The organism is Halalkalibacter sp. HAAS-P014, from assembly GCF_056619965.1.
This window is the reverse complement of sequence record NZ_JBWQTV010000023.1, coordinates 101867-119727: the sequence shown is the minus strand read 5'-3', so window position 1 is coordinate 119727 and position 17861 is coordinate 101867. Positions and strand designations below refer to the sequence as shown.

Below are 17861 nucleotides of genomic sequence, written 5' to 3'. Positions count from 1 at the left end.
ACGTAATGGGGGCCCCTTATTTTGTGATTTTTCTATTAGTATGATTAAATAAATATTAAGGGGTGATAAAATGAAAACTTTTAAACTTTATTCATTAAGTTTGCTTGAAGGGTCAGAAGAAAATGTTCACCAAAGGTTAATTCCGATAAAGGATGGGCTCATTGTAAATATGGAAAACGCCGCAAAAACTTGGTATATTGAGGCTGTTATCAGTAAGGATAATTATGAGTATTTTAAGAATGTTCAAGAACAAGATGGACATATCTTAGTTGATGTAATCATTACAAGTAAAGATAATCACCCAGCGGCAATGATTACTAATGTACATACAATTACAGAGTTATCAGATAACATAAGTGTACTATTAGAGGCCAAGCTTGCACTAAAAAGAGACGTTATTATTGAGGATGTTCTAAAAGACCTAGTTAAAGAGGGATATTCAGAAGAGGAATTACTAGCTGAATTTCACAATAAAATGGAAAACCTAGCATCACATCCTCAAAGTGCACTTGATACTATTTATCGCTCTATCAAAGACAGTGGACAGTATAAACTTCAATAAAAAACATCTATTCATTAAAATAGGTGTTTTTTTTTGGATCAATTGTAACTATGGACGTGTTTTAGTGAATGTGTATTGTCTAATAAAGGCAAAGCATAGGTAGGTAATTTAACGTATAGAACCAATTCACTTCCCCATACTAACAGAGTAATGATTATGATGTTTTAGGAACGGGGGAGCCTTACAATGCAAGGAAAAGATAAATGGGCTATATTCTCGCTTTCGTCAATACCACTTGTGATGACATTAGGAAATTCTATGTTGATTCCTGTTTTACCGGAGATCGAAAAAGAACTTGGAATCAGCTCTTTCCAAGTTAGTATGCTCATAACGGTCTACTCCATTGTAGCTATTCTATGTATACCTATAGCAGGCTATATATCCGATCACATCGGGAGAAAAAAGGTCATCATACCAAGTTTAATTATCGCAGGTCTAGGGGGATTTATTTCAGGTTTTGCAGGATGGCAAATGACAAATCCTTATGGAATTATCTTATTTGGTCGTCTCTTACAGGGGATTGGAGCAGCTGGGGCCATGCCAATTGTTCTCCCTTTAGTAGGTGATATGTATACGGACCAAAACGATGTTAGTAAAGGACTAGGGATGATTGAAACGGCCAATACACTAGGGAAAGTGTTAAGCCCTATCCTTGGTGCAGCCTTAGCCTTAATTGTGTGGTATATGCCATTATTGGCAATACCAGTCTTATGCTTTATTTCAATATTAGCAATGGTTTTTCTAGTGAAAGTTCCACCTATGAGTGGAAAAGCTGTTGGATTCAAAGCTTTTTTGAAAACAACGAAGGTTATTTTTAAGCGTGAAGGTCGTTGGCTATATGCTGTTTTTGCAATAGGTGGTATTTTAATGTTCATCATTTTCGGTGTTCTTTTTTATTTATCAACGATGCTTGAAGATGAATTTCAAATTGATGGGATTAAAAAAGGGATTATTTTAGCAATACCATTAGCAGCCTTATGCTTTTCTTCGTTTGCAACGGGGAAGACAATTGGACAAAGCAAACAAAAAATGAAATGGTTTACGGTAGCTGGGCTTATTATTTTAACCTTGGCTATTTTTACAGTCTCATTTTCCAAAGATATTTATTTATTACTAACATGTCTTTTCGCTAGTGGTGTCGGAATTGGGATTGCCTTACCTTGTTTAGATGCACTCGTAACGCAAGGGATAGAAATGAAACAAAGGGGGACGATTTCTTCGTTATATAGCAGTATGAGGTTTCTTGGTGTGGCATTGGGCCCTCCTGTCTTTGCTGTGTTAATGAAAACGTCTCATTCTTTTATGTTTTTTTTGAACAGCGTTTTATGTATTATTACGGTTCTCATTGTTCTATTAGCTATTAAACCAGAAGATACTGTGAAACCTACTTGGGGGTAAACTGGTTCCCCTTTTGTTTCTTCATCTGTATACTAAAGGTATGAAATAGAGGAGAGACGAGATATGTATCAATTTACGGATCAAAATGAGTGTCATGTAAGACTTACGTTTGAGGAGCCTGGTTTTGTAGAACATGCAGAACATATATGGATCGTTTGTCGCTATCAAGATCAGTGGTTATTAACAAGACACGGCAAAAGAGGCTTGGAGTTCCCTGGGGGGAAAGTAGAAGATGGAGAGACCTTGGCCGAAGCTGCCAAAAGAGAAGTGCGTGAAGAGACAGGGGCCGAAATAAAATCACTTCACTATATAGGTCAATATGAGGTAACCTGTGGACAATCTAGTATGTATAAAACCATTTATTTTGCTAGGGTGTCACAAATTAAAGAACAAGATCATTACTATGAAACAAAAGGTCCTGTTCTATTAAAGGAAATACCCAATGATCTTCTAACGAACCCTGAGTTCAGTTTTATTATGAAAGATCAAGTACTTACCCACACAATACAACAAGTAAAGTCCAAACACCTAGTATAAGACCCAAACAAAAAAGGAAGACCACCTTTTTTGTTTGGGTCTAATATCGTTTTAGGAGTCTTTTTTCTGTTAGTTCTACTACTTTGTACATGATTGTGGCGAGGATGGCGATGACTAGAAGGCTCATTAGAACAAGGGTGAAGTTGAATACTTGGAAGCCGTATATGATTAAATAACCGAGGCCTTGTTTTGAGACAAGGAATTCTCCGACGATTACGCCTACCCATGCAAGCCCGACGTTTACCTTGAGTGTTGAAATGATTGTTGGGAGGCATGCTGGGAAGATAACATGTTTAAATGTTTGCTTTTTAGATGCTCCGAATGTACTCATTACTTTTAGGTAATTGTGGTCTACTTCTCGGAAAGCGCTGAAGACGACCATCGTTGTAATAATAACAGAAACAAGTGCACCCATCGCGATAATAGAGGTCATATTGGGACCAAGCCCAACTATTAAGATCGGCCCAAGAGCCACTTTAGGCATGGAGTTTAATATAACAAGGTACGGATCAAGAACCTTAGAGACGAACTTTGACCACCATAAGATAGCGGCTAATAATGTGCCAATCCCTGTACCAAGCATAAATCCTAATAAAGTTTCAAACATTGTAACAGATGCGTGAGTAAACAAGGAACCATCGCTTATTCTTGAGAGGAGAAGATCCCAAATTCTTGATGGCATACTAAAGAGAAGTGGGTCAATCCAGCGTTGTTTTGCAGCAACTTCCCAAAAAACAAAGAATGAGATCAAAATGCTAAGCTGAACGAAAAATACATTTCTATTTTCTTGTTTAATCGCAGCTAAATATTTTTTATGCAGTGAGTCAAGTTGTTGTTGCAAGGCCTTCCATCTCCTTCCAGATTATCTGAAAATACTCATTGAATTCATGATGTTGCCTTGCATCAAACGGTAATTTATTAGCTAGTTCATTTGAGATATCAAAGATACGGTGAATCCGCCCAGGTCTTGGGGAGAGAAGGACAACTCGGTCCGACATGGCAATTGCCTCTCCAATGTCATGAGTCACGAGGATCGCTGTTTTATTTTCAGATTTTAACGTATTGAATACAAGATCTTCTAATTTTAGTTTCGTTTGATAATCAAGTGCTGAAAAGGGTTCGTCAAGAAGCATGAGCGACGGGTTCGTTGCTAGCATTCGGACTAGGGCGACACGTTGACGCATACCTCCAGAGAGTTGGTTAGGATACAGGTCTTTTTTGTCACTAAGTCCAAGTTGTTCCAACCAACATAAAGCTGCTGATTTTGTCTTATCAGATAAAGTATTTTTTATTTTCAGTCCTAAAGTGATATTATCTTCAATTGATCGCCAAGGAAAAAGGTAATCTTGTTGCAGCATATAACCAATGTTAACATCTGTTAGCTTTATATTTTGCTCCCCTAACAACACTTCGCCACTTGTCGGTGTTAGAAGACCGGCGATGATTGACAAAAGTGTTGTTTTTCCACAACCACTTGGGCCAAGGATGGAGACAAATTCTCCATCCTCCACAGTGAGTGAAATGGATTCTAGCGCAAGTGTCGCTTCACGTTTTGTTAAATAGCCCATGGACACATTCTTAAGTTGTAAAGTAGACACGTTATCAGCCTCCTATTTGATGACACCCTCAGCAATTGTTGTATCGACAAGTTCTGTGTAGTCAATATGTCTTGGGAGTTCTCCAGCTTCATCCATAATTAATTGCAAGTTATCCCATGCTTCAGGTTGAAGGAGTGGGGAAGTTGCATAAGAACCTTGTGACCTATAACGATCAACAACTTGAGCAACTAGATCTACATCTGTATCTTCAAAAAAGTCTGCGATTGCATCTGCTACAACTTCTACAGGTTGCTCGTCAACCCATTTTTGTGCTTTGTATAGAGCACGGGTAAAGGCTTCTAATTTTTCTTGTTCTTCGTTCATATAACTTTGTTTAGCCATGAAGACTGTATATGGAACATGACCTGATTCTGTACCAAATGAGGCGATAATATGACCTATTCCTTCATTTTCAAATAATGTTGCTTGAGGTTCGAATAATTGAACATAATCACCTGTACCAGAAGCAAATGCACTTGGGATATTGCCGAAGTCGATACTTTGTATGAGATTTAGATCATTGTGTGGGTCTATTCCATGCTTCTTTAATACATGCTCTCCAACCATTTGTGGCATCCCACCAGTGCGTTGGCCAAGAAATGTACTACCTTTTAAGTCTTCCCAGTCAAATGAATCTACTTTTTCTCGTGAAACTAGAAATGTTCCATCTGTTTGCGTTAACTGTGCAAAGTTAATTGCTGGGTCGCTAGCTCCTTGAGCATACACATAAATGGATGTCTCAGCACCAACTAAGGCAACATCAGCTCCGTCAGATAGTAGCGATGTCATCGTATTATCGCCACCCCATGTTGTCGTTAACTCTAAATTGATTCCTTCATCTTCAAAAAAGCCTTGAGATATTCCAGCGTATAATGGGGCGTAGAAAATAGAACGAGTGACTTCGGAAACTCGAAGTGTGTCACTATTACTACCAAAAGAACAGGCTGAAAAAGAGAAAATTAATACAAGAGATAGTAGCAATAGGCTAACTTTTTTCATGACATTCATTTTTGTCATCTCCCTTAAAATAAGTAAGTTGTTGTGATAGTCTATGACAAAAGTGTAAAATGTGTGTTTGCCCAATATAGGTTAAAATAAATTTCTATTGTGTAATTGCTATTTTTTAAAGGTTATTTTCGTAAAGGTTGTTGCTGTTAGAAGTTTTTAATCGTAGGGGCGAGACCCTACAGGCGCAGCCAAGGAGGCTCGGCACCTCCCCACGGAAAGCGAGTGAATGGAGCGAAATGGAACGAACATGTGAATACACGCAAGCCCAAAAACAACAACGTATGCGAGTCAGTCTTTTTAAAAGAGTTTAGAAAGGATAATTCATATGAAACTTATTGATAAAATTAGAATTCCCTCTCCCAATCCGAACATCGATCTATTTACAATTACGTATGATAGCAGTGGCTTAAAAGTAAAAGGTTATATGGCTTTTCCTAAATGGGGCAGTAATTTACCTGGATTATTATATTTGCGTGGGGGAATCAAAAATGTCGGGATGGTTCGAATTCAACGTGTAATTCAATGGGCCTCAGAAGGATTTGTCGTAGTGGCTCCATTTTATCGAGGAAATCGAGGAGGAGAAGGTCAAGAAGACTTTTGTGGGGAGGATCGCTCAGATGCTATTGCCGCATTTGATTTAATGAAGAATTTACCTGAAGTGGATGAATCCTCCTTACATGTACTTGGCTTTTCAAGAGGAGGAGTGATGGCTTTATTAACTGCAATCAAACGACCAGAATTGAGTTCAGTCATCTGTTGGAATGGGGTGTCTGATATGAGCCTTACATATGAAGAACGAATCGATTTAAGGAGGATGATGAAACGGGTCATAGGTGGAAGCCCTAACAAGTATCCAGAAAGGTATCGGTGGAGGACGCCTTTAGCGGCTATTGAAAAAATAAAGGCAAGGGTTCTCATTATTCATGGGGAACTAGATGAACATGTATCCATCAAGCATGCATATCGATTAGAAGAGCAGTGCATCGCCTCAGGTGTAAAAGTAACAACCTGGTATTACTCAGACTTTACGCATCAGTTTCCTGCAAATGAACAACGAAAAGTTCTAATAAATGCAGCCCAATGGTTGAAAATGAGAAGGTAGGAAAAAGAATACCTAAAATGCAAACTACGTATGCAAATAGAACTTCTAAAAGAAGGAGGTGAGAGCCAAGCTACGAACTGGACCTTTTGACTCACCTCAATTAACAGAGGAAAAACCCCATAGTAGTTTAGACATAAATAACGTACACAGCAAGAATGGAACTGATCGTTCCAAGTATAGCACCAATAATACAATCAGTTGGATAGTGCATGCCAACATACATTCTTGACAATCCAACTATAAGTGCTAGTGGCATTACGGTAATCGCGAGGATTGGGGAATGGAACGAAAAAACAACGGCAATGGAAAATGCAGCTGTTGTATGACCCGACGGAAATGAATAGTCTTTCAATGGATTGGTGCCAATATTAACATTGGGTAATTTTAAATAAGGGCGCTTTCGTCCTGACGTTTTCTTTAATATTTGTACGGCAATGAAACTGATCGTTAAAGAGATAAAGGCGTCAATCGCCCAATAACGTACGTGGTTAGTAAAAAGTATGATGATGAAAGTAAGTAAGGATAATGTAAATGTGGCTCCACCTAAATGAGTAATTTTGGGAAGGATAAAATCTAGTGTTTTACATCTCCAATGCTTGTTTATAACTAAAAAAATTCTATCATCGTTCGTTGATAACCAGTTAACAATTCGATTCATATCAACAACTCCATCATAAATAGAATTAGTCATTTTTATTATAATATCATTTTTTTAGCTGCAAAGTTGTAATTATGTATATTTTTCTACTAAACATATAAGTGGATTCAATCATAAAAGTTAAATTAATTTAATCAGTAAAGAGGGAGTAATAGTATCTTCCAAAATCGAATGAGCTATCAAGTGACTAACTAATCGAATAGATGGGAAAATGAGGTATTCAAAAAAGCTTGAATACCTCAAAAGTCAATGTGAAATTACTAGGTAACTATCAAACTACTTATTTAGGTCCAGCTTCTTTAATTCTGTCACTAACAGCGTTGAACTTTTGGAAATTCTCTTTGAAATTAGTCGCAAGTTCTTTTGCTTTTGCATCATAAGCATCTTTATCAGCCCATGTAGCACGTGGTTGAAGAACATCATCAGGTACACCAGGGCAATGAAGAGGAATGTGAAGCCCGAAAGTTTCATCTGTAACAGTTTCTGCTGAACGAAGCTCTCCAGAAAGTGCAGCTTGAACCATTGCACGAGTGTATTTTAAGTTCATTCGTTTACCAACACCGTATTCACCACCAGACCAACCAGTGTTCACTAGGTAAACATTCACATCATGTTGATCAATCTTTTCTCCTAACATTTCAGCATAGCGAGCCGCTGGTAATGGAAGGAATGGTGCACCGAAACAAGTTGAGAAAGTTGCTTCAGGTGATGTAACCCCTCGCTCTGTACCTGCTAGTTTACTAGTGTAACCAGATAAGAAATGGTACATTGCTTGTTCTTTTGTTAATTTACTGATCGGAGGAAGGACACCGAATGCATCAGCAGTTAAGAAGATGATAGTAGTCGGATGACCTGCAACACTTGGCGTAAGTGCGTTTGGTATTGCATCAATCGGGTAAGCTGCTCTAGTATTTTCTGTTAAAGAAGTATCATCGTAATCCGCATCTCCTGTTTTGTCATCAATAATAACGTTTTCAAGAACAGAACCAAAACGGATCGCATTCCAAATTTGTGGCTCTTTTTCCTCAGATAAGTTCACGCATTTTGCGTAACATCCACCTTCTATATTGAAGACACCGTTTCTTGACCAACCATGCTCATCGTCACCAATTAAGCCACGGTTCGGGTCAGCAGAAAGCGTTGTCTTTCCAGTTCCAGATAAGCCGAAGAATAAAGCTACATCGCCTTCTCTTCCAGCGTTAGCAGAGCAGTGCATTGATAAAACATCTTGTTCTGGTAATAAGAAGTTCATAATAGAGAAAATTGATTTTTTCATTTCTCCAGCATATTCAGTACCACCGATCAAAATGATTCGTTGTTCAAATGAAACAATGACAAAAACTTCTGAATTTGTACCATCAACAGCTGGGTCTGCTTTAAATGTAGGTGCAGATACAATCGTGAATGGCTGATTATCATGATTTTGCTCAATTTTATTACTTGGGCGGATAAATAATTGGCGCGCAAAAACTTGCTGCCATGCGAATTCATTTATTACTTTTAATGGAATTTGGTACTTTTCATCTGCACCGGCAAATCCATCAGAAACAAAAAGTTCTTCTTTTTCACTTAAGTGTTTCAGCACTTTTCTGTAAAGTGAAACAAAAACTTCTTTCTCTATAGGTTGGTTAACAGCTCCCCACTCAATTTTGTTTTCAATACTTGATTCTTTGACAATGAATTTGTCTTTAGGGGAACGTCCCGTATAAGCACCAGTTGAAACACTTAATGCCCCCGTTGATGTGAGGCTCCCTTCACCTCGCTTTAAAGACTTTTCAATTAATGAAGAGATAGGTAAATTGAGCTGAACATTTTTCTGATTCATTAAATTAACTAATTCTGATTGGAGGCTAATCGTTTTCATTGTCGGACAACCCTTTCTTTATCTTTATGTGATTCCCATATATTATCTAATCTTGTTTATTAGTATAACACATTAATTTTAATAGTCTATACTATTAAAATTTTTTTTGGAATGTGACTTCTTTCCACCTAAATGTGTTCACAAATTTTATGGAATTTGTTTAATTAATTAAAGTATCTAGAATAGATTTAGAAAAGGACCAATTTTTTCATGCTGCATAAAGTAAATATATAAGGGTAAAAAGGAGGAATTCGACGTGCAAGAAGTCTCCATGTTGGACCTCGCTACAGTTTCTGCTGTCGTAGCAGCTCTTGTGACGGTTATTGGAAATGCATTCGGTGTAGAAAAACAATATCGAGCACTGTTAGCAATCGGAATTGCGGGAATACTTTGGTTTATTCCAAGAGAGTGGGGTGATCAAGTTTTAGTAGCCCTGATCATTGGTTTAACTGCAAGTGGGGTGTATAGCCAAGTTAAACCTCGAGATAATGAAAAAGAATTGATGAGGATGCAATTACGTGAAGAGTTTCGTATAGAAGATGAAAAGAAGTTAGAAGAACAGAGAAAAAGTCGGGAACAGGGAGAGAGAGTACGGGAGAGTAATGAACGTCAAAGAGATGATACTCCTTATTAGAAATAACAGAAGAAAGGGGTGTAGCAAAAGGTTTGAACGGACTCCTTTTGTTACACCTCTTTTGTATTTCTAATAGTCCTGAAAGCATTTTTTAAAAAGCATAGTTACGAATAAGGTTGTGCAAACTATAAATAAATTAATAAGGTTAAGTGAATTTCAAAAGTCATACTCGTAAAGAGTAAGTTGTAAATGTTGACAGTATTCAACATGTGCGATATGATATGCGTCGAACGGATACTCTTATCCTGAGTAGGCGGAGGGACAGGCCCGAAGAAGCCCAGCAACCAACACTCATAGCCTTGAGTGAAAAGGTGCTAACCTGCAAGGCATATGCCTTGAACGATAAGAGGCTAAAGGTAAACATTCAACCCTTTTTCCTCTATTTGGAAAAGGGTTTTTATCGTTTATACGTCTTTACAGGTAGGTATTTCCCATTCAGTGGGACATGAGTGCCGTCTCAAAGAAAAAAACATAGGCTAAGTAAATAGCTGTGTTTAAGGAGGAAAAGAATAATGACAGAATTTAAAAGCAGACGTCTATTTACATCGGAATCTGTAACAGAAGGACATCCGGATAAGATTTGTGATCAAATTTCAGATGCGATTCTCGATGCAATTTTAACGAATGATCCCAATGCACGTGTAGCGTGTGAAACATCAGTTAACACAGGGTTAGTTTTAGTTGCTGGTGAAATTACGACGAGTACGTATGTTGACATTCCAAAAATTGTCCGAGAAACGGTTAAGGGTATCGGTTATACTCGTGCTAAGTATGGTTTTGACTCTGAGACGTGTGCAGTATTAACATCGATTGATGAGCAATCTGCTGATATTGCACAAGGGGTTGACCGAGCTCTTGAAGCGCGTGAAGGTCAAATGACCGATGAAGAAATAGAAGCAATTGGAGCTGGAGATCAGGGATTGATGTTCGGTTATGCTAATAATGAAACAAGTGAGCTAATGCCACTACCAATTTCATTAAGCCACAAATTAGCTCGTCGTTTAACAGAAGTACGAAAAGAAGAAGTCCTTCCATACCTTCGTCCAGATGGTAAAACACAAGTTACTGTTGAGTACGATGAAGATGGGAAACCAGCTCGAATTGATACCATTGTCATTTCCACACAGCATCATCCGGAAGTAACGTTAGAACAAATTCAACGCAATTTAAAAGAATACGTAATTAATCCAGTTGTACCTCAGGAATTAATAGATGAAGATACAAAGTACTTTATTAATCCAACAGGTCGTTTTGTAATCGGTGGTCCACAAGGGGATGCAGGTCTTACTGGACGTAAAATCATCGTTGATACATATGGTGGTTATGCACGTCACGGTGGAGGAGCGTTCTCTGGTAAGGATGCAACAAAAGTTGATCGCTCTGGAGCATACGCTGCACGTTACGTAGCGAAAAATATCGTGGCTGCAGGATTAGCTGATAAATGTGAAGTGCAATTGGCATATGCGATCGGTGTAGCTCAACCTGTATCAATTTCAATTGATACGTTTGGCACTGGGAAAGTATCTGAAGAATCATTAGTTGCACTTGTACGTGATAACTTTGATCTTCGTCCTGCTGGTATTATTAAGATGCTAGACCTTCGTCGACCAATCTATAAGCAAACAGCAGCTTACGGTCATTTTGGACGTACTGATGTTGATCTTCCTTGGGAGCAAACAGATAAGGCAGCTGCATTAAAAGAACAAGCTGGATTATAGAAGACAAGAAAGAGGCAACTCAACTTTAGAGTTTGCCTCTTTTTCGACCTAGAAAGAGAAATATCAGATTTTGAATCCCTTTGTATTTCTCGGTTCAAATTTGGTCAAAATGTATATATGAGGGGGGTGAGTAAATTGGCTCAAGATGTATTATGTGAAGTGAACAACTGTGTTTTTTGGGCACAGGGGAATCAGTGTGAAGCAGACAAGATTTATGTTGTAAGCCATACGGGAAAAGAAGCAGATAAACAAGAGGAAACAGATTGCAAAACCTTTGAACCACAACATTGATTTGCGGAATGAAAGAGCGATTCTCTCGCTCTTTCTATTATTATTGATAATAATAATCAATATTATTCATTAATCTAAAAATATGTTATTAGTTTTTAGCTTCCTTAAGTACTTGTTTATAGTGCTGACCTTTCTCTACATAATCATGGCGAATACGAGCCATTTCTTTTATATCAACTTCATTTAGATCACGAACCACTTTAGCAGGTCTTCCAAAAGCCATTGTATTGGCTGGGATTTTTTTACCTGGAGGAACAAGACTTCCAGCTCCAATAAAAGCTCCTTCACCAATTTCAGCACCGTCAAGGATAGTTGAACCCATTCCTATTAACGCTTTTTTTCGTATTGTACAACTATGAAGCATAACTTGGTGACCTATGGTTACATCATCTTCAATAATTAGAGGGTTTTTTGGGCTTTGATGAAGCATAGACTGATCTTGAATGTTTACCCGGTCTCCTATAATAGTTGGAGCAACATCTCCCCGGATAACGGTTTGAAACCAAATGCTTGATTCCTCACCAATTTTAACATCGCCTGTAATGGTAACATTATCGGCTATAAAGGCGCTTTCAGAAATTATCGGAAATTTGTCTTGATATCTGTAAATCACTTCGTCACATCCTTTTCGTTTAGTAAAAAAATCGCTATACTTAGTTTAACGTAAAAAATGGAGGTCATGGTCCTTTTTTCAAAAAAATCGTCAAGGGGGAATGCAGAATGTGGAAATGGGAAGTGGCTGATCCTAGAGGAGTAGTCGTAATGGTTCATGGCGCAGGAGAGCATCACGGGAGGTATTTGTGGCTCGCTCAAAAATGGAATGATCACGGATTTGATGTAGTAATGGGCGACCTACCTGGCCAAGGGAAAACGAGAGGGAAGCGAGGTCATATTCAGTCTTTTAATCAATATATTGATTCAGTTGAAGATTGGTTGAATGAAGCAAGAGTAAAAGGGTTACCTATATTCTTACTTGGACATAGCATGGGAGGGCTTGTTGTTATACGATCGTTAATGGAGAGAAGTTCGGCAATGGTTTCAGGCGTTTTATTGTCGTCTCCCTGCTTAGGTTTAAGCGAACCACCTGCAAAGTCTAAGGAGATCGCTTCTAAACTTCTTCATCGTGTTGCTCCATCATTCAGCCAGAAATCAGGAATTCGTTCAGATTTAGTAACACGGAATGAAGAAATTCGTGAAGCATACTTAAAAGATGAACTGCGTGTTAGTAAAGTCTCGGCTAGATGGTACCATGAATTAACGAAGGCGATACGTATTGCCCACCGTTATCCAGAGAAATTTCCAAACATCCCATTACTTGTCCTCCAATCAGGGGAAGATTATTTAGTTGATAAGTATGAAGTCAGGGAATGGTTTAATGAACTAAATCTGATGGAGAAATATTACAAGGAATGGGAAGGGCTTTATCATGAAGTGTTCAATGAGCCAGAGCGTGAGCAAGTATTTCGTTATGCTGTTGGCTTTGTGAATTTATTAACGCCATAGCATACTGATTGTATGTCTATCTTGAATATGCTAAGGTTCTAATTATGGAAAAGACAGAGGAGGAATATGTGTTGAATGCTCCATCAAGACCAATCCCATTATTAATGAAGATATATAAGGAAGTTGTCCCTACTGTTCATATATACTTTGATCCATGGATCGAAAAAGCGAAGCTAATTCCTGATCCTGAGTTAAGATCGCAAGCCCTAGATGCACTTAAAAAGAAAAAGTTTCATTGTGAAGGGGGAGGGGTTTACGGTCTACTTGCTAAGGATCGAATGGACGATTTAATCCAATTTATAAACGCTTATCAAATTACTTGTGATTACTTAGATAACTTGTGTGATCAGAGTCCAGCTCTTGATCCAGATGACTTTCGAATGCTTCACCAGTCATTATTAGATGCATTAACACCAGGCGCATCCTTGAAAAATTACTATGAATATCGTACGGAGCAAGAAGATGGTGGTTACTTACATTCATTAGTCAAAACATGTCAAGATATATTAGCGACGTTTCCCTCTTTTGAGAAAGTTCAAGCAAGTATGTTGGAATTAAGTGGCTATTATGGAGATTTACAAGTACATAAACATGTTAAAAAAGAAGAACGCATTCCACGATTAGAAAAATGGTTCGAGGAACATCGACATAAAGTTCCTGAAATGACGTGGTTTGAGTTCTCTGCATGTGCTGGCTCTACTTTAGGCATATACACATTGGCCACATATGCTACAAAAGAAGATTTAACGGAAGAAACGGCACACTTATTAAAAGAAGGCTATTATCCATGGGTTCAAGGCGTTCACCTTCTTTTGGATTATTTTATTGATCAAAAAGAAGATATTGCTGATGATGAGCTAAACTTTCTTTTTTATTATGACAGTGAAGAGGAAATGATCGATCGTTTTCAATTATTTTTAACTAAATCAGAAGAACGCTTAGCGCAACTACCCAATTCTGAGTTCCATTTAATGATGATCCGAGGCCTTATCGCAATCTATATTGCAGATGAGAAAGTGCAAAAAGATAAAGAGATTAAAAAGAAATCAAAGAAAATGGTGAAAATGGGTGGCATCCCTACTTTTCTATTTTTGATAAATAGTTGGATTTTTAGACAAAAACGCTAAATAGCTGCACGGTAAAGAAATAATAAGGATAATGGGGCTCGTGAAAGAATTCGAAATTACACGCAGAGGGTGTCACCAAGGAACGACACCCTCTAAACTAAAAAACATTTGTACTGCAGAGGTGGCTAATTAACATTTAAGGCTTTCGACCGTTTGATCTTGATATCCATTAACAATAAGGTCTAACTTCCCTGTCTCCGGACAAATGACAAGACCATGAACGGGTAGATTTTTTGGTAGCATTGGATGTTTTTTAACCATACTTACACTATGTTCAACATTCTCTTCGACTTTTTCAAATCCAGTTAAGAAACCTCTTATGTCGATTCCTGAAAACTCAAGCGTGTCAATTGTTGCTTTATCAATGCCTCGTTCTTGAGACTTCTCAAGGATACTAGACGCCTCTAACCCCATCATCCCACAGCCATGGTGCCCGACAACGAGAACTTCATTTGCGCCTAATTCATAAATGGCTACTAGAATACTTCTCATTATGCTCCCGAATGGATGAGAGATAACTGCCCCAGCATTTTTTATAATTTTTGCGTCGCCATTTTTTATATTCATAGCAAAAGGAAGAAGTTCTAATAAGCGTGTATCCATGCATGTTAATATGACCATCTTTTTATTCGGAAATTTCGTTGTTTGGAATCGCTCATATTCTTTATCTGTTACAAATTGTTTATTATGAGCCAATATGGTATCTAGTAAAGTCATACGCATCTCCTCAAAAACTCTATTTCCTTTATTTTCAAACTATTGCGTCTGATTGTCAACCTACCTTTTTTCGATGGCTACAACAAAAGGGGGATTGTTTACTTGATTGATAAACTCGTATTTTAAAACGTGGGCAATTCCTTGGTCTACTTTCTTTAGAAAGTTTAGGACGTGATCTTTTTCTACTTTGCCTTCTTCATGTCCGTGGTAAATAACAAGAACGATCGTTCCACCTTTGGGCATAATATCCAGTAAAGCGCTAACGGCAGCGAGAGTAGAGGTTGCACTTGTTACAATTGATTTATCGCCTCCAGGTAAGTAGCCAAGGTTGAAAATAGCAGCTTTTAGTTGACTTTGTTTTTCTAAAGGAATACAGGAACGAATTTCTTCATGACCTTTCTGTAGTAACGTAACTCGATTCCAAACATTTTGTTCTTTTACTTTGAGTGTAGCTGAAGCAATTGCTTGTTCTTGAATGTCAAATCCATAAACATGGCCGGCCTCTCCTACAAGATTGGCGAGGTAAATTGTGTCGTGCCCGTTACCAACAGTACAATCAACGACAATATCGCCTTTTTCTATAGCGTTTTCTAAGATAAATCTAGCAAAAGGTAAGACACCGAGTACTTTCATCCTAATGACACCCTTTTTGTATAAAATTTTCCTTGCCAACTATCTCGACGAGCTAGTTCATCCTCAATTCCATTTAATACACTCCATTTATTCATACTCCACATCGGGCCAATCATAATATCAGCCGGACCATCACCGGTTAGACGATGAATGACCATGTGAGAAGGTAAAATTTCCAATTGATCAACGACAAGCTTGATATATTCTTCCTGACTCATAAATTCGAGTAGTCCTTTTTCATATTGTTTGACCATCGGTGTTTTCTTGAGTAAATGAAGAAGATGAATTTTAATTCCTTGAACATCTAGCTTGGCTACTTCCTTAGCTGTCTCCATCATCATTTGGTGATTTTCTAGGGGAAGACCGTTAATAATGTGGGCACAAACATTTATTCCATGCTTTCTTAGTTTTTCTACTCCTTCGATATAACATTGATAATCATGCGCACGGTTGATTATTTGTGCAGTGTCCTCATGTATCGTTTGCAAGCCTAATTCTACCCACAAAAAGGTTCGTTTGTGTAACTCTGCTAAATATTCAACCACATCATCGGGCAAACAATCAGGTCTTGTTGCAATTGAAAGTCCGACAACTCCTTCTTGTTTCAAAATAGCTTCAAAGTATTCACGCAATGTTTCTACAGGAGCATACGTGTTTGTATAGGCCTGGAAATATCCAATGTATTTTCCACTTTTCCACTTTTTATGCATTCGTTCCTTAATAGAGTTAAATTGTGTGACTAAATCATCTTTGCGATCACCTGCAAAGTCTCCGGAGCCTCGTTCACTACAAAAAGTACAACCACCATGTGCGACTTTTCCATCACGGTTAGGACAATCGAAGCCAGCATCAAGGGGGATTTTAAACACTTTTTCTCCAAATTGTTCACGTAAGTATTGGTTCCAAGAATAATATCGTTTTTCTCCATAAGTATGTCTAGACATTGTATCACCTTTCTTTGTCAGGCAAAGTTGCTTTGATATAACAACTATTATTTTATTGTAGCATGTAGGATTTTGTTCGCCAAAAATTCCTTTAACATCAAATACTAAGTAAAAAAGATTGCATTTGGAAGAGAGATCACCTAATATGGCTTAGGGATTAAAGACGAAAGGGGATAATTATTATGCCAAAATCGCTTTGGTTTTTGATAATTGCCATGGCGATCAATGTAACCGGGGCTTCTTTTTTATGGCCACTTAATGCCATTATTATCCACCAAGAGCTTGGGAAATCTTTAACTGCTGCCGGTTTTATCCTAATGTTGAACTCTGCTGCAGGGGTGGTTGGCAGTTTGTTGGGTGGACGGTTATTTGATAAAATTGGAGCTTATCAAACGATGGTTTGGGGACTAGTTATTACTTCAATAAGTGCTGTTATTTTAATATTCTACCATAGTTATTATTATTATATGTTTCTTTTAATTGGATTAGGATTTGGCTCAGGTATGATCTTCCCAGCGATGTATGCATTAGCAGGCAGTCTTTGGCCAGAAGGGGGACGAAAACCTTTTAATGCGATGTATATCGCTCAAAATGTTGGGGTGGCACTTGGCACGGCATTAGTGGGAGTGATTGCAGCGATAGAGCTAACCGCCGTTTTTACAGCTAATGCGATAATGTATTTATTTTTAACGATTTTTGTTGTGGTGTGTTTTAAGAAAATTGGGGCAAGGTCTTATGAGGCAAATACCTCAAATGTGTTTGAACAAAAAATACCGATACGGAACAATTATCGAATGCAATCACTGGTGCTATTGTCAATTGCTTTCTTTATATGTTGGGTTGCCTATACTCAGTGGCAAGCCAATGTATCTGTACACACGCAATCTTTAGGGATTTCTGTGCAGCATTATAGTTTGTTATGGACCATTAACGGATTGATGATTGTGTTTGCTCAGCCTGCAATCTCATGGATTATAAAAAAGTGGGTACATACGTTAAAACAGCAAATGATTGTTGGTGTCCTTATTTTTATGGTATCTTATGTGATTCTTATGCATGCGAGTGTTTTTTCGATGTTTCTAGTTGCAATGATTATTTTAACAATTGGAGAGATGTTTGTGTGGCCAGCTGTTCCGACGGTTGCGAGTAAATTAGCACCAAAGAATAAGGAAGGATATTATCAAGGTATCATCAATAGCGTCGCGACAGGTGGAAGAATGATAGGACCACTTTTAGGAGGGTTTTTAGTTGATCTCTATTCAATGTCCATCCTTATTATAGTGCTTTTAGGTTTATTCTTATTGGCAATTACAGCATTAATGGTATATGATTCACCACTTAAACGAGTATCTACGAGTAATGTTCAGGAAGTAAAAATGCCAAAGTTAGGCTAAGGTTGCTTGACACAAGGCCTCTGAATTCATACAATACAAATAAGTTCATAATGCTAACGTTGAAAAGGAGTAGTAATCATAGTTGGGAAACTAGAGAGCTGACGGGTGGTGCAAGTCAGTCGAACAAGTATGATGAACTCACCTTGGAGTTTCGAGAGTGAATAAAGTAGCTT

The 17861-nt window shown here is 38.0% G+C and carries 19 protein-coding genes, 1 riboswitch and 1 other annotated feature (1 of these 21 cut by a window edge); of the genes, 10 read left to right on the top strand and 9 right to left on the bottom strand.

The genetic code is table 11. The features are described from left to right. Positions 1-70: 70 nt before the first annotated feature. From AC1FXZ_RS18430 to ytkD, 3 genes are all read left to right on the top strand, one after another. Positions 71-562 carry a YwpF-like family protein gene (locus AC1FXZ_RS18430; protein WP_480056373.1) on the top strand — a complete coding sequence of 164 codons (492 nt, stop codon included), beginning with the start codon at positions 71-73 and terminating at the stop codon, positions 560-562. Positions 563-748: 186 nt separating this feature from the next. Continuing rightward, positions 749-1960, top strand: coding sequence for a bacillibactin exporter BcbE (bcbE, locus tag AC1FXZ_RS18425; protein WP_480056371.1), 1212 nt, complete (start codon positions 749-751; stop codon positions 1958-1960). Between the two features lie 63 nt (positions 1961-2023). Continuing rightward, positions 2024-2497: an RNA deprotection pyrophosphohydrolase gene (ytkD, locus tag AC1FXZ_RS18420; protein ID WP_480056369.1), complete on the top strand. Its 474-nt coding sequence runs from the start codon at positions 2024-2026 to the stop codon at positions 2495-2497. A gap of 40 nt (positions 2498-2537) precedes the next feature. Here ytkD and AC1FXZ_RS18415 read toward each other — a convergent pair whose 3' ends face one another. Genes AC1FXZ_RS18415 through AC1FXZ_RS18405 form a run of 3 tightly spaced genes read right to left on the bottom strand, consistent with a single transcriptional unit; the run spans position 2538 to position 5094 of the window. Next, entirely contained in the window at positions 2538-3338 is an 801-nt protein-coding gene (locus tag AC1FXZ_RS18415; RefSeq protein ID WP_480056367.1) for an ABC transporter permease, read from the bottom strand. Beyond that, entirely contained in the window at positions 3322-4095 is a 774-nt protein-coding gene (locus tag AC1FXZ_RS18410) for an ABC transporter ATP-binding protein (RefSeq protein ID WP_480056365.1), read from the bottom strand. The genes AC1FXZ_RS18415 and AC1FXZ_RS18410 overlap by 17 nt, the downstream gene beginning before the upstream one ends. A gap of 12 nt (positions 4096-4107) precedes the next feature. Then, a complete protein-coding gene (locus AC1FXZ_RS18405) occupies positions 4108-5094 on the bottom strand; it encodes an ABC transporter substrate-binding protein (protein WP_480056411.1) in 987 nt (328 codons plus the stop codon). A gap of 334 nt (positions 5095-5428) precedes the next feature. Here AC1FXZ_RS18405 and AC1FXZ_RS18400 point away from each other — a divergent pair, with 334 nt between their 5' ends. Next, positions 5429-6205, top strand: coding sequence for an alpha/beta hydrolase family protein (locus AC1FXZ_RS18400; RefSeq protein WP_480056363.1), 777 nt, complete (start codon positions 5429-5431; stop codon positions 6203-6205). A gap of 127 nt (positions 6206-6332) precedes the next feature. On the opposite strand, the gene AC1FXZ_RS18395 is transcribed toward AC1FXZ_RS18400, so the two are convergent. After that, positions 6333-6863: a phosphatase PAP2 family protein gene (locus tag AC1FXZ_RS18395; protein WP_480056361.1), complete on the bottom strand. Its 531-nt coding sequence runs from the start codon at positions 6861-6863 to the stop codon at positions 6333-6335. 280 nt (positions 6864-7143) lie between these two features. Next, positions 7144-8727: a phosphoenolpyruvate carboxykinase (ATP) gene (gene pckA, locus AC1FXZ_RS18390; RefSeq protein ID WP_480056359.1), complete on the bottom strand. Its 1584-nt coding sequence runs from the start codon at positions 8725-8727 to the stop codon at positions 7144-7146. Positions 8728-8983: 256 nt separating this feature from the next. On the opposite strand from pckA, the gene AC1FXZ_RS18385 reads away from it, so the two are divergent. The 3 genes from AC1FXZ_RS18385 (at position 8984) to AC1FXZ_RS18375 (ending at position 11370) form a co-directional block, all read left to right on the top strand. Beyond that, entirely contained in the window at positions 8984-9361 is a 378-nt protein-coding gene (locus AC1FXZ_RS18385) for a hypothetical protein (protein WP_480056357.1), read from the top strand. Between the two features lie 237 nt (positions 9362-9598). Beyond that, positions 9599-9710, top strand: a riboswitch (SAM riboswitch). A gap of 163 nt (positions 9711-9873) precedes the next feature. Beyond that, positions 9874-11079 (top strand): methionine adenosyltransferase, encoded by a 1206-nt coding sequence (metK, locus tag AC1FXZ_RS18380; protein ID WP_480056355.1) that lies wholly within the window; start codon positions 9874-9876, stop codon positions 11077-11079. Between the two features lie 135 nt (positions 11080-11214). Next, positions 11215-11370 (top strand): DUF1540 domain-containing protein, encoded by a 156-nt coding sequence (locus tag AC1FXZ_RS18375; protein ID WP_480056353.1) that lies wholly within the window; start codon positions 11215-11217, stop codon positions 11368-11370. 88 nt (positions 11371-11458) lie between these two features. Here AC1FXZ_RS18375 and AC1FXZ_RS18370 read toward each other — a convergent pair whose 3' ends face one another. Further along, on the bottom strand, positions 11459-11983 hold the full coding sequence (locus tag AC1FXZ_RS18370; protein WP_480056351.1) for a gamma carbonic anhydrase: 525 nt from the start codon (positions 11981-11983) through the stop codon (positions 11459-11461). Positions 11984-12090: 107 nt separating this feature from the next. Between AC1FXZ_RS18370 and AC1FXZ_RS18365 the strand changes: the two genes are divergently transcribed. Further along, positions 12091-12873: an alpha/beta hydrolase gene (locus AC1FXZ_RS18365; protein WP_480056349.1), complete on the top strand. Its 783-nt coding sequence runs from the start codon at positions 12091-12093 to the stop codon at positions 12871-12873. Positions 12874-12944: 71 nt separating this feature from the next. Next, positions 12945-14000 carry a tetraprenyl-beta-curcumene synthase family protein gene (locus AC1FXZ_RS18360; protein ID WP_480056409.1) on the top strand — a complete coding sequence of 352 codons (1056 nt, stop codon included), beginning with the start codon at positions 12945-12947 and terminating at the stop codon, positions 13998-14000. A 129-nt stretch (positions 14001-14129) separates the two neighbouring features. On the opposite strand, the gene AC1FXZ_RS18355 is transcribed toward AC1FXZ_RS18360, so the two are convergent. From AC1FXZ_RS18355 to mnmL, 3 genes are read right to left on the bottom strand one after another with little or no spacing between them, the layout of a single operon-like run. Further along, complete coding sequence (locus AC1FXZ_RS18355; RefSeq protein WP_480056347.1) at positions 14130-14717, bottom strand: beta-class carbonic anhydrase; 588 nt, start codon at positions 14715-14717, stop codon at positions 14130-14132. A gap of 60 nt (positions 14718-14777) precedes the next feature. Beyond that, a complete protein-coding gene (mnmM, locus tag AC1FXZ_RS18350; protein WP_480056345.1) occupies positions 14778-15350 on the bottom strand; it encodes a tRNA 5-(aminomethyl)-2-thiouridylate-methyltransferase MnmM in 573 nt (190 codons plus the stop codon). After that, entirely contained in the window at positions 15347-16294 is a 948-nt protein-coding gene (mnmL, locus tag AC1FXZ_RS18345; protein WP_480056343.1) for a tRNA modification radical SAM protein MnmL/YtqA, read from the bottom strand. Before mnmL ends, mnmM begins: the two co-directional genes overlap by 4 nt. Positions 16295-16476: 182 nt before the next feature. Here mnmL and AC1FXZ_RS18340 point away from each other — a divergent pair, with 182 nt between their 5' ends. Then, the gene (locus AC1FXZ_RS18340) at positions 16477-17688 is read left to right on the top strand and encodes an MDR family MFS transporter (RefSeq protein WP_480056341.1); all 1212 of its coding nucleotides are present in this window, start codon (positions 16477-16479) and stop codon (positions 17686-17688) included. A gap of 50 nt (positions 17689-17738) precedes the next feature. Then, positions 17739-17861: a binding site (T-box leader), on the top strand (it continues 101 nt past the right edge of the window).

What these genes read in the sequence shown, in the direction of transcription:
- AC1FXZ_RS18430 (WP_480056373.1), top strand. Translation starts at nt 71, where the DNA reads ATGAAAACTTTTAAACTTTATTCATTAAGTTTGCTTGAAGGGTCAGAA.
- bcbE (WP_480056371.1), top strand. Translation starts at nt 749, where the DNA reads ATGCAAGGAAAAGATAAATGGGCTATATTCTCGCTTTCGTCAATACCA.
- ytkD (WP_480056369.1), top strand. Translation starts at nt 2,024, where the DNA reads ATGTATCAATTTACGGATCAAAATGAGTGTCATGTAAGACTTACGTTT.
- AC1FXZ_RS18405 (WP_480056411.1), bottom strand. Translation starts at nt 5,094, where the DNA reads ATGAAAAAAGTTAGCCTATTGCTACTATCTCTTGTATTAATTTTCTCT.
- AC1FXZ_RS18400 (WP_480056363.1), top strand. Translation starts at nt 5,429, where the DNA reads ATGAAACTTATTGATAAAATTAGAATTCCCTCTCCCAATCCGAACATC.
- AC1FXZ_RS18395 (WP_480056361.1), bottom strand. Translation starts at nt 6,863, where the DNA reads ATGAATCGAATTGTTAACTGGTTATCAACGAACGATGATAGAATTTTT.
- pckA (WP_480056359.1), bottom strand. Translation starts at nt 8,727, where the DNA reads ATGAAAACGATTAGCCTCCAATCAGAATTAGTTAATTTAATGAATCAG.
- metK (WP_480056355.1), top strand. Translation starts at nt 9,874, where the DNA reads ATGACAGAATTTAAAAGCAGACGTCTATTTACATCGGAATCTGTAACA.
- AC1FXZ_RS18365 (WP_480056349.1), top strand. Translation starts at nt 12,091, where the DNA reads ATGTGGAAATGGGAAGTGGCTGATCCTAGAGGAGTAGTCGTAATGGTT.
- AC1FXZ_RS18355 (WP_480056347.1), bottom strand. Translation starts at nt 14,717, where the DNA reads ATGACTTTACTAGATACCATATTGGCTCATAATAAACAATTTGTAACA.
- mnmM (WP_480056345.1), bottom strand. Translation starts at nt 15,350, where the DNA reads ATGAAAGTACTCGGTGTCTTACCTTTTGCTAGATTTATCTTAGAAAAC.
- mnmL (WP_480056343.1), bottom strand. Translation starts at nt 16,294, where the DNA reads ATGTCTAGACATACTTATGGAGAAAAACGATATTATTCTTGGAACCAA.
- AC1FXZ_RS18340 (WP_480056341.1), top strand. Translation starts at nt 16,477, where the DNA reads ATGCCAAAATCGCTTTGGTTTTTGATAATTGCCATGGCGATCAATGTA.